This is a genomic window from Phyllobacterium sp. MT110 (assembly GCF_058792715.1).
This window is the reverse complement of record NZ_JBXAFE010000003.1, coordinates 27,412-40,883: the sequence shown is the minus strand read 5'-3', so window position 1 is coordinate 40,883 and position 13,472 is coordinate 27,412. Positions and strand designations below refer to the sequence as shown.

12 protein-coding genes are annotated in these 13,472 nt (G+C 59.3%); 2 read left to right on the top strand and 10 right to left on the bottom strand.

The window, feature by feature from the left end; genetic code table 11:
* Nucleotides 1-9 precede the first annotated feature (9 nt).
* From AC1Q5O_RS15325 to AC1Q5O_RS15310, 4 genes are all read right to left on the bottom strand, one after another.
* Nucleotides 10-687 (bottom strand): Pr6Pr family membrane protein, encoded by a 678-nt coding sequence (locus AC1Q5O_RS15325; RefSeq protein WP_492564022.1) that lies wholly within the window; start codon nt 685-687, stop codon nt 10-12.
* A gap of 99 nt (nt 688-786) precedes the next feature.
* The gene (locus AC1Q5O_RS15320; protein ID WP_492564020.1) at nt 787-2,406 is read right to left on the bottom strand and encodes an ABC transporter substrate-binding protein; all 1,620 of its coding nucleotides are present in this window, start codon (nt 2,404-2,406) and stop codon (nt 787-789) included.
* Between the two features lie 77 nt (nt 2,407-2,483).
* Nucleotides 2,484-3,275 carry a creatininase family protein gene (locus tag AC1Q5O_RS15315; protein WP_492564017.1) on the bottom strand — a complete coding sequence of 264 codons (792 nt, stop codon included), beginning with the start codon at nt 3,273-3,275 and terminating at the stop codon, nt 2,484-2,486.
* A gap of 54 nt (nt 3,276-3,329) precedes the next feature.
* Nucleotides 3,330-4,154 (bottom strand): M55 family metallopeptidase, encoded by an 825-nt coding sequence (locus AC1Q5O_RS15310; protein WP_288194366.1) that lies wholly within the window; start codon nt 4,152-4,154, stop codon nt 3,330-3,332.
* A 109-nt stretch (nt 4,155-4,263) separates the two neighbouring features.
* Between AC1Q5O_RS15310 and AC1Q5O_RS15305 the strand changes: the two genes are divergently transcribed.
* Nucleotides 4,264-5,730 (top strand): M81 family metallopeptidase, encoded by a 1,467-nt coding sequence (locus tag AC1Q5O_RS15305; RefSeq protein WP_492564015.1) that lies wholly within the window; start codon nt 4,264-4,266, stop codon nt 5,728-5,730.
* A gap of 47 nt (nt 5,731-5,777) precedes the next feature.
* Here AC1Q5O_RS15305 and AC1Q5O_RS15300 read toward each other — a convergent pair whose 3' ends face one another.
* The 6 genes from AC1Q5O_RS15300 to AC1Q5O_RS15275 form a co-directional block, all read right to left on the bottom strand.
* Nucleotides 5,778-6,773, bottom strand: a complete 996-nt coding sequence (locus AC1Q5O_RS15300; protein ID WP_492564013.1) for an ABC transporter ATP-binding protein — start codon at nt 6,771-6,773, stop codon at nt 5,778-5,780.
* Nucleotides 6,770-7,789, bottom strand: coding sequence for an ABC transporter ATP-binding protein (locus tag AC1Q5O_RS15295; protein WP_492564011.1), 1,020 nt, complete (start codon nt 7,787-7,789; stop codon nt 6,770-6,772). The genes AC1Q5O_RS15300 and AC1Q5O_RS15295 overlap by 4 nt, the downstream gene beginning before the upstream one ends.
* Nucleotides 7,789-8,682 (bottom strand): D,D-dipeptide ABC transporter permease, encoded by an 894-nt coding sequence (gene ddpC, locus AC1Q5O_RS15290; RefSeq protein WP_492564009.1) that lies wholly within the window; start codon nt 8,680-8,682, stop codon nt 7,789-7,791. Before ddpC ends, AC1Q5O_RS15295 begins: the two co-directional genes overlap by 1 nt.
* Complete coding sequence (locus AC1Q5O_RS15285; protein ID WP_223615839.1) at nt 8,682-9,698, bottom strand: ABC transporter permease; 1,017 nt, start codon at nt 9,696-9,698, stop codon at nt 8,682-8,684. The genes ddpC and AC1Q5O_RS15285 overlap by 1 nt, the downstream gene beginning before the upstream one ends.
* A 178-nt stretch (nt 9,699-9,876) precedes the next feature.
* Nucleotides 9,877-11,418, bottom strand: coding sequence for an ABC transporter substrate-binding protein (locus AC1Q5O_RS15280; RefSeq protein ID WP_426137270.1), 1,542 nt, complete (start codon nt 11,416-11,418; stop codon nt 9,877-9,879).
* Nucleotides 11,419-11,514: 96 nt separating this feature from the next.
* Nucleotides 11,515-12,189, bottom strand: coding sequence for a helix-turn-helix domain-containing protein (locus AC1Q5O_RS15275; RefSeq protein ID WP_472459866.1), 675 nt, complete (start codon nt 12,187-12,189; stop codon nt 11,515-11,517).
* 128 nt (nt 12,190-12,317) lie between these two features.
* Here AC1Q5O_RS15275 and AC1Q5O_RS15270 point away from each other — a divergent pair, with 128 nt between their 5' ends.
* Nucleotides 12,318-13,463: an NAD(P)/FAD-dependent oxidoreductase gene (locus tag AC1Q5O_RS15270; RefSeq protein ID WP_492564005.1), complete on the top strand. Its 1,146-nt coding sequence runs from the start codon at nt 12,318-12,320 to the stop codon at nt 13,461-13,463.
* Nucleotides 13,464-13,472 lie beyond the last annotated feature (9 nt).

Here is a 13,472-nt window from a genome sequence, read left to right as displayed (position 1 = left end):
AAATTTGCTCTAGAGTGCCCGCGCGTTGCGGGCACCATATCTGCGGGTCAGGCGATCGACAGTGACGACCAGTGTTCCCAGCCCCAGAAAACCGGCAGTCATCCAGGCCATGTTCACCGCCGTTTCGTCGAGACCGATCTCCGGGACATCGATGAAGGGATAGGGATAGAACCCGGAGAAATAGCCGTGGATCAGGGTGTAGACCGCATAAACCGCCGGAAAAAGCAGCCACCACAAGGCATGGCGCCACAAGAGCGCGCCGCGCCTGACCCAGAACAGCCAGTCAATGAAGTAAAGCACCGGCACGGCGTAATGGAGAATCTGGTCGCCGCGCGCCTGCCATCCGGTTGGCCGCCACGCGGTCTGCAGGACAAGGGCATAAATGACGCTGGTCATGACCACGTATGACAACAGCGCCGACCTGACCGGAGGACATTGCGCCCATTGCCCCGGCCGGGACCGTGGTACCGCCAAGGAAAACACCAGGCCGAGAAAAACAAGCGTATTGGTCTGGATGGTGAAATAGCTGAAAAAGTTGGCCGTCAATCGGAGCCGGCTGACATGGGCGGCGGGTATGATGGCAAAATACGCGATGCCAATGCCCGCCAGCACGACCATTGCGAGCATGGAGCGGTAGATTCGAACGGCCGTGATATCCGATGTTTGAATGATTTGTGGTGATTTCACCGCCCCAGTTTCCTCCGATGGCCGGAGAATGCTCTAGCCATATCCGTCCGGAAACTGAAGCGGTTTTTGCCTAAATCGTCACTGCGCTGATCCTTTCAGCTATTCCGCCAGATCGACACCGTCGAAACGATGCGAGCCCAGCGGATCCAGCACATATCCGGACACTTTTTTCGACATCGGCATGACGACGGTCGAATGATCAAGGGCCGCGATCGGCGCCTCCTTCTTGATGATGAGCTGCGCTTCCTCATAAAGCTTGGTTCGCTCGGCCTGATCCGAAACCTGACGTGCCTTTTGCAGAAGCGTATCGAGCGGCTGGAAACACCAGTTGGAGTAATTGCTGGCACCGACGCTCGTACAGCTGAAGAAGAAACTCAAGAGGTTATCCGGATCGCCATTGTCGCTGGTCCCGCCGAGGATGACGGCTCCGTCCCGGTTCTTGTCGCGCGCCTTCTTGAGATATTCGCCCCATTCATAGGAAACGATCTCGACCGAGACGCCAACCTTGGCGAAATCGGCCTGGATCAATTCGGCGGCCCGGCGGGCATTGGGCATGTAGGGACGGCTGACCGGCATTGCCCAGATCTTCATCGCCAGATTGCTGACGCCCGCAGCCTGAAGCATCGATTTCGCTTTTTCCGGATCGTAGGGATCGTCCTTGACGGCATCGTTGTAGCCCCAGACTGCCGGCGGCAAGGGGTTCTTCGCGACCTGCCCCATACCCTGAAACACGGCTTCCACGATGGCCTGCTTGTTGATCGCCATGTTCAACGCCTGGCGCACCTCCGGCTTGTCGAAGGGCGGAACAAGCGTGTTGTAGGCGAGATAGGCGACATTCAGGCCCGGTTGTTCCAGCACCTTCAATTCGCTGTCGGCTTTCAGCACGGCGACATCGGCGGGCGACGGATAGGAGGCAACCTGGCACTCGCCTGCCCGCAGCTTCTGCATCCGCGTCGTCTGGTCGAGGGTAATGGAGAAAATCAGGTCATCGATCTTCTGCCTGCCGCCCCAGTAATCCGGATTGGCGGTGAAACGGACCACGGAATCCTGCTGGTAATTGACGAACTGATACGGTCCGGTCCCCACCGGCAGTTCGTTGAGCTGCGTCATCTTTCCATCCGCCTGCAGATGATCGGCATATTCCTTGGAAAGGATCGATGCAAAGTCCATGGCAAGGTTGGCAAGCACCGAAGCGCTCGGGGCCGCCAGAACGATCTTGACGGTCTTGTCGTCGACCTTGCTGATTTCCTTGATCATATCGGGAAGGCCCATGGCGGTTGTCATTTCCCAGGTGACGCCCGTGATATAGCTGTGCCAGGGACTGGTCTTGTCGAGCTGGCGTTGCAGCGAGAAAATAACGTCGTCAGCGTTGAGATCGCGGCTGGGCGTAAAATATTCTGTCGTATGGAATTTCACGTTGTTTCGAAGTTTGAACGTATAGGTGAGCTTGTCATCGGAAATCGTCCAGCTCTCGGCAAGACCGGGAATGACCGTCGTCGTTCCGTTCTGAAACTCCACAAGACGATTGTACACCGGCTTCGAGGAAGCATCCCATGTGCTGTTGGCGGAATAAAGCGCCGGGTCAAACCCTTCGGGCGAAGCCTCTGAACAGTAAACCAGTGTCTTGGCGCTGGCCGGTGATGCCAGGACCGGGAAAAGCGCGAGGGATAAAGCGGTGCAGGCAAGAGCTGCGGATTGCCGGGCAATACCGAAATTCATCAGATGTTCTCCTCTTTTGTTTTTATCGGCGGGGCCAGGACAACGCCCCGCCAGTCTTCCTTGCAAACCGAATCGGATTACGAAGCGGCCCAGACCGCCTGCGGCTTGGACCAGAGTTGTTCCAACCGGATCAGCGACACAAGCTCGTCCGCCTGAATCTGGAGGAAGCGCTCGCCCTTTTCTGCCGATGCCGATCGCGGGTCTCCCATGGTGCCGGTGACCGGGGCTCGTTCCGGGAAGGCATAAAAGCGGGAAATCCCGGATGGAACCGATATGGCGCCGTCATGCTTTTCCGCAGCTTCGGAGAACTTCTCCGTCTTCACCATATCCCCGGCGATGGCCAGCATCAGCGAGGATTCGCCTTCACAGGCATGGGTCGGGCCGGCATCCACCTCGAACACCGCGGCTAGCCTTTCCGGCGCGAGCATCCATGGTGTCGTGGCAACGATGGGCATGGCGTATTCCACCGCCAGCTCACGCACCGAAACCGCCAGCGGATCGATGTTGCCGCCATGGCCGTTGACGATGAGCAGCCTCTGGAAGCCGAGAACCTTGAGCGAGCGGACGATGCTCGTCAGCACGGCGCGATAGGCCGCATAGTCGAGGCTGATCGTGCCGCCGAAGGGAAAGTGATGTTCGCTCATGCCAAGCCAGAGGCCGGGCAGAACCGTCACCGGCATCTCGTCTGCAATCTGCCTGGCCGCCTGCAGCGACACGGCAACGGCACTGGCGGTATCGGTGATAACCGGAAGATGGGGGCCATGCTGCTCAAGCGAACCGACAGGCAGGATCACCAGCGCATTTGGACGCCCTGCCCGCTCCTTCAGTTCCGGGGCCGTCAAGCGGGCCCATTCTACTTCCCTTGTCATAGTTCCAATACTCCCGAAAATGCTCTGTCATCGCGGGTGACAGGCTCTGCGTGGCTAGAAGGTCAACTGCGAATTGAAGCCGAGAACGAACATGATGAACTTCGACACATCGACCATATCGTCTCCCTGATAGCGGATCGTATAGCCGTCGGTTCGCTCGACGAACTTCAGATAGGACAGGAATTCGGCGGGAAGCCGGTTGCGGAAGGTAATCTCCAGAACGGGTTTCTCAATCACCAGCGGCTGCGTCGAGCCAATCCGCGACAGGGCCGTCTTCACGCCCGCACGCAGTTTTTCATGGGCTGCATTGGGGGTGAGCGAGCGCGCCGAACGGGTGCCATAGGCCCATTTCACGGGAACGGTCACGATGTCCCCGAGATGTTCGCTGATCTCCTGCATCGCCACATCGTCTCCGGACGCCAGGATGACCGGAACGCCGAAATCACCGGCGGTCGCGGCATTGATACCGGCCTCGGGGACAACCTTGCCGTTGATGCGGATTTCGTGAAATGCCGTTCCGCCGATGGTATGGGAGAGCACCCCGCCCATATGGCTGGCCCCCGCATGGTAACCGATCAGCATGGCTCCGGCGAATGTTCCGACCTCGATCCCCTGCATCATCATCAGCGGCCGCGGCCAGCTGCGGACGATCTGAACATAATCGGGCAAGCGCTCGATCTTGATGCTCTGGCCATTGCCGTGCGAGTCGCTCAGCACGATTTCCTCGACGCCGTTTTCGTGCGCCTCCTCGCAGGCGGCGACAACCGTGTCCGTCATCCAATCGCGGGCACGTTCATACTCGAATCCCTCAGGCGTCAGATGATCGCGGCTGACCACACCAACGATCCCCTCAATATCGGCAGAAATGTAAAGGCGCATGTTTTCCTCCCAGCTCCAGATCATATGGCTTAATACGAGATTGACTTTCCGACAAGAAACATAATTTATCTATAGGAAAATTAATTTTCAAAAGTTTCGGAGGATGACCGTGAAGCTGTTCATTGCAGGCCTGGATACGGAGACAAATACCTTTTCTCCCATACCAACGGGCTATGAGGCATTCCGCGAAAATCTCATTGCCCACGGCGATGCCACGTCCAGGCCATTGAACTGCTGCTCGTCGCAGATGCATGTCTGGTCGAATGCGGCAGCCGCACGCGGCTGGAGCGTCGTCGAAAGCCTCTGCGCGGTGGCAGAGCCGGGCGGCACCACCACCCGGACGACCTATGAAGCGTTTCGTGCGGAAATTCTGGCCGACCTTCGAGCGGCAATGCCCGTTGATGGCGTACTGCTGGCGCTGCACGGCGCCTGCGTTGCCGAGGGTTATGACGATGTCGAAGGCGATCTTCTGTCCCATGTCCGCAAGATCGTGGGCCCGGATATACCGGTGGGTGCGGAATTGGACCTCCACTGCCATCTGACAAAGACCATGATCGACAACGCCACCATGCTGGTCGCCTACAAGGAATATCCGCATACGGACATAGAAGAGCGCGCGGAACATCTTTTCCAGCTGCTGGTCAAGGTGCTTGAGGACGGCTGCCGTCCGGTGATGGCCGATTTCGACTGCCGCATGATCGGCATGTTCCGCGTGCATCAGCAGCCGCTGCGCGGGCTGGTTGACCGGATGAAAGCGCTCGAGGGACGCGACGGCATCTTGTCTGTCTCCTTCTGCCACGGTTTCCCGTGGGGCGATGTTGCGGATGTCGGCGCAAAGATGCTGGTGGTGGCGGATCGCGACATCGGCAAGGCGCAGGCGCTGGCAACGGCGTTTGGCCAGGAAATATTCGCGCTGCGAAAGGAACTCAAACCGGAACACAGCAGCATTGACGAAGCGCTCGATCAGGCACTGGAGGTGTCGCACGGCACGGTTGTGCTTGCCGACGTATCGGACAATGCGGGTGGCGGTGCCCCCGGAGATTCGACATTCGTGCTCAGGCGCGTCATCGAACGGGGCATCAAGGACGTTGCCAGCTGCCTCTATTGGGATCCCATCGCCGTCCGGCTTTGCCACGAAGCCGGGGAAGGCGCGGTGCTTCCCTTGCGGATCGGCGGCAAGATTGGCGAGGCATCGGGCCAGCCGCTTGACCTGACGGTGACCGTACGGCGTCTTGCCTCCGGCATCACCCAGCGTTTCGGCATTGTACCGCTGTCCATCGGCGATGCCGCCTGGGTCAGTTGCGATGGGGTCGACATCATCCTCAACAGCCTGCGCACCCAGACGTTTCATCCGGAATGCATGACAGCGCTCGGGCTTGATCCCTCCACCCGGAAGATCGTCATCGTCAAATCAAGCAATCATTTCCGTGCCGGATTTGAGCCGATCGCCAGCAAAATTCTTTACATCGCCGCACCGGGCGCCTTGCAGCCGCATTTTGAAGACCTGCCCTATACAAAATTGAAGAACAGCTATTGGCCAAGGGTGGAAAACCCCTTTGCCACCGCCATGGCGTAGAGCGCCTGGAAACGCCGCAGATCAAAGCGACCTGCGGCGTGTCCAAGCTATGCCGGAATGTGCAGGTGGCAGCGCGCCTGATGAGGGGACGCCTTTTCCATATCGACCTTGCGCACAGTCAAAAGCGCTTGCGGCAATTCGCATCCCGGCACGGCGGACCGGCACCGTTCGCGATAGTAGCACCCGGCGGGCAGACGGCGGTTGTTCGGAAGCTCCCCGGTAAGACTGGCATCCACGTCAAGAAGAGAGTTTTTCAAACTGGGAACACTGGCAAGCAACGTCCGGGTATAGGGGTGTGCCGGATCGTCAAACACCGCCTCCGCCGTCCCCGTTTCGACGATCTGGCCAAGATACATGACAGCAACCCGGTCGCAGAAGTGACGGACCAGCGACACGTCATGCGAGATGAACAGATAGGAAAGCCCAAGCTCGCGCTGCAGCTTCAAGAGCAGATTGATGATCTGCGCCTGCACCGACACGTCCAGTGCCGATGTCGGCTCGTCGAGGATCAGAAGCTCGGGGTCGGTGCTCAGGGCCCGGGCAATGGCGATGCGCTGGCGCTGCCCCCCGGAAAACTCGTGCGGCAGGCGGTCGAGCTGGTCGCTTCTCAACCCGACGGAGATGGCAAGTTCTTCCGCCCGCGCCCGCAAGGCAGCCGTCGGCATGCCTCCCCTGATATGCAGCGGTTCCGTGATCAGGCGCCAGACCGGCAACCGCGGATCAAGCGACGATTGCGGGTCCTGAAAAACGATCTGCATCTTCTGCCGGAGATCGCGCTTGAGCGTGCCGTTGGCACCGGCAAAATCATGCCCGTCCACCAGCACTCTGCCGCTCGTCAGCCCTACAAGGCCGATCACCGCCTGAACGAGCGTGCTCTTGCCGCAGCCCGATTCCCCGACGATGCCGAGGCTTTCGCCCGGCAGCACGCAGAGATCCACATTGTTGACGGCATGGACCTGCGAGGTCACCCGCCCGTACCAGTTTGTTGCTCCGGGAAACCGGACGGTGAGATTTTCAACGCTGAGGAGAGGTGCTGCTTTCACGACGGAACCTCGCTCGACGGCAGGGATGGATGGCCGGCCCGTTGCCAGCAGGAGACGGCCTGCCCGCCCGGCAAGGCAGTTTCGTGCGGTTTCTCCATGCATCTCGTATCGGCCTCCGGGCATCGCGGCCGGTAAAAACATCCCGGCGGCGGATCGAGAAGATTCGGTACCGTGCCGGGAATGGACTCAAGCGGCTCCTTTGGCCGGACACGTTCGGGCAGGCAGCGCAGAAGCGCCCGGGTATAGGGGTGCCGCGGCCGGTCGAGGACCGCGCGGGTCGGCCCTGACTCCACGATGCGCCCGGCATACATGATGTAAAGCCGGTCGCAGATTTGCGATACCACGGCGATATTGTGGGATATGAACACCACCGATGTTCCGGTTCGCCTTGCCCGCCCCTGAATAAGTCGCAGGATCGCCGCCTGGACCGTGACGTCCAGAGCCGTTGTCGGTTCGTCGGCGATGATCAGGCCCGGATTGCACGAGAATGCCATGGCGATGAGCACGCGCTGGCGCATGCCGCCCGACAGTTCAAAGGGATAGGCCTGCATGATGCGGGCGGGCTCGGGGATGAGCATATCGGCCAGAATATTGACCGCCACCGCTTCCGCCGCCTTTCTGCCGAGCGCTTCGTGACGCCGAATGACGCTCACCAGCTGCTGGCCGATCCGGATCGTCGGGTTGAGCGCATTCATGGGCTCCTGGAAAATGGTCGAAACCAGTTTGCCGCGAACCTGCTGAAGCTCCTCTTCGTCCATCGCCATCGGATCGCGCCCGAACAGACGAATGCTCCCTTGCGTGATCTTATACCGGCCTTCCGGTAACAGGCGTGTTGCGGCCATTGTGCTGACGGACTTGCCGCAGCCAGACTCGCCCACCAGACCAACGATTTCGGCATTTCCCACTTTGATCGTCACGCCATCCAGCGCCTTGATGGCACCGGCATAGGTCGGAAATTCAAGCGAAAGGTTTTCAATGCTCAACGCGTGCGGACGCTGTACGCTGTGTGCCGTCATTATCTCGTCCCCAATCGCGGATCCAGCATGTCGCGGATGCCGTCACCCAGAAGATTGCAGCCCATAGCCGTCACAAGAATTGCCAGCCCCGGAAACGTGCCGTACCACCACTGATCGAGGATGAAACTCCGGCCGCTGCTGACGAGCGCCCCCCATTCCGCCGTTGGCGGCTGTGCGCCAAGGCCAATGAAACTGAGCGCCGCGGCGATAAGGACAATGCCGCCGAGATCGAGCGTTGCCTGCACGATCAGCGGCGAAAGTGCATTCGGCAGCATGTGCCAGCGCAGGATGTAGAGATTGGAGGCTCCGAACGTTCGGGATGCCTTGACGAAAACCCGCTCGCGCAGCGAGAGCGTCTGGCCGCGCGCCAGCCTGACATAGGCCGGTATGCGCACGATCGCCACCGCCAGCATCGAATTGAAAAGGCTTGGGCCGAGGGCAGCCGCCAAGGCCATGGCAAGCACCAGTGCGGGCAAGGCCAGGACGACGTCCATGACGCGCATCATGGCGCTGTCGAAAATTCCGCCGGCAATTCCCGACAGGCAACCCAGAAACACGCCGATACTCATGGAAATGAGCACGATCATGAAGGCCGCACCGCAGGACGCACGCGAGCCGTAGACAACCCGGGAGAACAGGTCCCTGCCGACTTCATCCGTGCCGAACCAATGGGCTGCGCTCGGCGGCATCAGCCGCGCCGACAGCATGACCTTGTTGGGGTCATACGGCGCGATGAAGGGTGCGCCGACGATCATGATGACAAGCAGCGTGATGATCAGCAGCCCGACCAGTGTCAGCGGGCTGCGCCGCGTCAGATACCAGAGAAAATGCAGTCGCGAGCGCTTCGACACGCGGCCTGCCGCGGTTTGATCTTCGGGATTGATAGCAACCATTATCCCACCTCCCGGATTTGCGGATCAGCAAGCATGTAAGCCAGGTCGATCACCAGATTGATGAGGACGTAGCCGATGGAGGCAACCACGGTGAATCCCATGATGGCCGGGAAATCCAGGGTCTGGATCGACGTCACCACGTAGGTACCCATGCCCGGCCAGGCGAAGATGGTTTCGGTGAGCACGGCCCCGTAGAGCAGATCACCCAAGGCGAGACCGAGCAGCGTGATCGAGGGTATCAACGCATTGCGCAAGGCATGATTGAAAATGACAACCCTGCGCCGCAGGCCGCTTGCCCGGGCGGTGCGGATATAGTCTTCCTGCAGCACGTCCAGCATCGACGCCCGGATCTGCCGCGTAATGACGCCGAGATTGGCGAAGGCCAGCACGAAGGTCGGCAGAATGAGATGCCGCACGGCACTCAGAAACGCGTCAAACCGGCCCTCAAGCAAGGTATCGATCAGGAAGAAGCCGGTGACGCGCTGCGGTACGGCAAAGGCCATGGCAAGCCTGCCGCTTCCCGGCAGAATCTGCAATTTGGCATAGAACAGGAGGATAACCACCATGCCGAACCAGAAGACCGGCATCGAAATACCGCACACCGAGATTGTGCGGGCAATCTGGTCGATCGGGCCATCCTTGTAGATCGCCGAGAAAACCCCGAGCGGCACGCCGATCAGGACCGCCAGCACGAGCGAGAGAATGCCAAGCTCCAGCGTGGCCGGCAGGAAGGTCGCGATGTCGGCGGCCACCGGCCGCCGCGTTCGCAGCGACGTTCCAAGATCGCCGTGCAGCAGGCTGCGCACATAGATGACGAACTGATCGGTGACCGGCCGGTCGAGCCCCAGGTCGCGCCGCACATTCTCCAGCGTTTCCGCACTCGCCCGGTCTCCGGCGATCAGGCGTGCGGGATCGCCGGGTATCAGATGCGAAATGGCGAAGGTAATGATGGCAACGCCGAAGACGACGAAGAACAACAGGATGAGGCGCGGAACGATAATTCGAGTGATTGTCATGAACATCAATCCTCATTTCGTGCAGGTTATGCTGAGTCACATCATGGAAATGCGCGCATCCCTTCCGTCCTGTTCGGACGGAACCCGATAGTCCTCCTGTCCCTCGCGTTGCGTGAACGCTCAGGGCAGGAGTTTCAACTGACGAAATATCAGGCCGGGTGGTCACGCCAGCGCCCGGCTATTCCTTCTTGGACATTGTCGCGAAGTTGTAGACCTGGATCAGCATCGGGTTATAGACATAACCCTGGACTGCGGCCCGGCGCGCAAAAATATCATTCTTCTGAATGAGATAGAGATAAGGCGCATCCTGCGTGGAAAGCGTCTGGGCTTCCAGATAGAGCTTTTCGCGCTTGGCCTGGTCAACCGTGCTGGCTGCCTCCTGCACGAGGCTTGTTACCTTGGCATTATTATAGAATGCGCGATTGCCTGGCCCGCCCATTTTCGCCGGGTCGAACCAATAGTTCATGAACATGTAGGGATCGGCAAAATCCGGTGTCCAGGCACCCGGGGCAAGGTCGTAATTGCCCTTGGCCGCCATTTCGCGCTTTGTCGTATCAGCCACCGCCTGCAGATCCAGCTTGATGCCGATTTCGGCAAGACTGGCCTGCAGGGCAAGGCCGACCGGCTCCCACGAGGTATCGGCCTGGGAGAACGTATAGGTCAGATGAACATTGGACTGGCCCGCTTCCTTCATCAGTGCCTGGGCTTTTTCGATGTTGTAGCTGTACTGGAAACCTGCGGGATCATGGCCCCACATTCCGTCGGGCACGGCCCCGCGCATTTGGACGGCCTGCCCCTGCATGATGCCATCCACGATGCCCTTATAGTCAACGGCATAGGAAATCGCCTGGCGGACGCGGACGTCATCCAGCGGCGGACGCTTGTTGTTGAGGTAGACGTAGCTGACATAGAGGCTCGGATTGCTCTCGACAACAATCGAGGGATCCTTCTTCAGGGCTTCCGCCTGATCGACGGGCACCTGCTCGATGATATCCGCGTCACCATTGACGAGTTGAAGGCGGCGGGCGGAAACTTCCCCCATGACCCGGATGACGACCTGCTTCAGGGCGGGTGCCGGCCCGGAAAAATGCGGATTGCGGTCAAGCACGATGCTCTGATTGCGCTCCCAGCTCGAAATCCGGTAGGCACCGCTCCCTGCAGAGTGCTCGACAAGCCAGGCCTTGGCCATGTCGCCGTTGACTTCGTGCTCCATCACCTTCGGATTGACAATCGCGGCACCCGAAACCGCAAGGGTCGACAGGAACGGAGCGAACGGCGACGACAACACGAATTTCAACGTCATCGGATCGACGACCTGCACTTCCTTCAGCACGGGAAATGAATCGGACGGTCCGGCCTTGAGCTTCATCAGGCGATCGAAACTGAATTTGACCGCCGCCGCATCAACGGCGGTGCCATCGTCGAACTTGTGGCCGGCGGCGAGCTTGATCGTCCACACCAGATTGGCGTCATCGACGGACCAACTCTCGGCAAGTTCGGGAACAACCTCGGTGGTCGCTCCCTTATACGCAACCAGATGTTCGTAGGCTGCGTAGATCAGCGTATAGCCGCTGTTGCTGATTTCCACGCCCGGGTCCGCAGTCGGCGGATCCTCGGCGCGCGCAAGAACCAGGACATCTGCGGCGGCCATGGCACTGCTGCTGACCGACGTGGCAAGCAGCAGGGCAAGCCCAATTTTTTTCCAATGTGAGAAAACCATTTTAGACCCTCTGAGGTTCGGCGGACTCGAACGGCGCCTTGTATCCGGCAATTTATCCGCACAATCAGAATAGGTAATGATTTTCCTAAGCGCAACTTATTTTCTTATCGTACTAGTCTTCCGCTGGTTCTTGGATTTCTTTTTCAAATTCGAAACCTCGCCATCGGCGCCGATCAGTGAGTTGATCAGATCCTTTTCAGAGGTCGAGCAAACACAGAGAATCCGTGCCGGAGTCTCGCTGACGGAGAGATAGGCGTGCCCCATGGAAGCATCGAAATAGACTGAATCACCGGCTTTCAACGTCGCGGGCTCATAGTGTTCCGTATGCAGTTCCAGCGCGCCTTCAACGACATAGGTATATTCCTGACCGTCATGGCGGACGAATTCACCAAATTCCTCCATTGTCCTGGCATGCAGGACAGCAAGGATCGGCACCATGGATTTCTTGGATATTTCCGTGCAAAGGTAGAGATAGTCATAGTTGCCGGTCTGGATCAGCCGCCCTTCCCCTTGCCGGCTTATGGCGCGGCGCCCCAAAAGATTGGGGGTGGAATCCACAGGCCTTGTGCCAAAAAGCTCAACAATATCGACGCCCAGCCCCGCTGCGAGTTGAACCAGACGATCATACGTCAAGGACATCTGATTGTTCTCGACCTTGGAAAGCGTCGACACCGCAAGCCCGGTCATTTCGCTCACTTCCAACAAAGTCCAATGCTTGCGAACGCGAATGTCCCGAAGAAAGTCACCCAAGCCAGTTTTCTGATCGGTCATTGTAATTCTATCATCCTACAATTTATCGCGATTTACGCTACTACAGCCCGCCTACCGACGCGATAAGGAAAATTTACTTGATCATTAGGAAAATTAAGTTTCTTATGCGCTAAATTCGGGAGCGATACATGTTCGATTTCATTATCATTGGCGGTGGCATTGCCGGCGCTTCGGCAGCCTACGAACTGGCCGCCAAGTCATCCGTGCTTCTTGTCGAGCGCGAGTCCCATTGTGGATATCACACCACGGGACGATCCGCAGCGCTCTTTTCCGAAACCTACGGCAATGCCGCCATCCGCGCGCTCACCCGGGCAAGCCGCAGCATGTATGAAGTGCCGCCGGAGGGTTTTGCCCAGAATGAACTGCTCAGCGCCCGCTCCGTCCTTTATATCGCCCGGGACGATCAGCGCGACGGTATCGCGGCCATGTCCGATATCCTCGGCTCCAGCGGAAAAACCTCTCCGGTCATGACACCTGCCGATATATGCAGGCGCGTATCGATCATCCGTCCTGACTATGTCGCCTGCGGGCTGCTGGACGAGAGCTCCCGGGATATCGACGTCCACGCCCTGCATCAGGGATATTTGAAAGGTGCGCGCGCCCGTGGCGCCAGCATCGCAACATCAGCGGATGTGCTTGCGCTGAAGCGGACCTCGACAGGCTGGGACGTTGCGACATCGACTGGTGCATTCCACGGCACAACGGTCATCAATGCTGCGGGGGCCTGGGCCGATGAGGTGGCAGCGGCGGCCGGTGCGGACCGGATCGGCCTGACGCCGCTGCGCCGGACGGCGATGATTTTGGATGCGCCGGACGGTGTCGATGTCTCCTCCTGGCCGCTCGTTCTCGATGTTGACGAGGAATTCTACTTCAAACCGGAAGCGGGCAAGCTGCTGGCATCTCCGGCGGATGAGACGCCGAGCGAACCCTGTGACGCGCAAGCCGACGAGATGGACGTGGCCATCGCCGTCGACCGCATCCAGCAGGCGGCCGATCTGCCGGTCCGTTCCATATCGCGGCGCTGGGCTGGCCTGCGGACTTTTGCCGCTGACAGAAGCCCGGTCGTTGGCTACGATCCCGCGCTCGCCAACTTTTTCTGGCTTGCCGGCCAAGGCGGTTATGGCATACAGACCGCTCCGGCGCTGGCAAAAGTGGCGGCGGCGCTTGCCTGTCACGAGGCCGTGCCGGACGCGATCCTTGAAGCCGGTTTCGACGCGGGATCCGTTTCCCCCGCGCGAAAGGAACTCCAATCACTCCAACGGCTGCAAGCCTGATATCTCGCG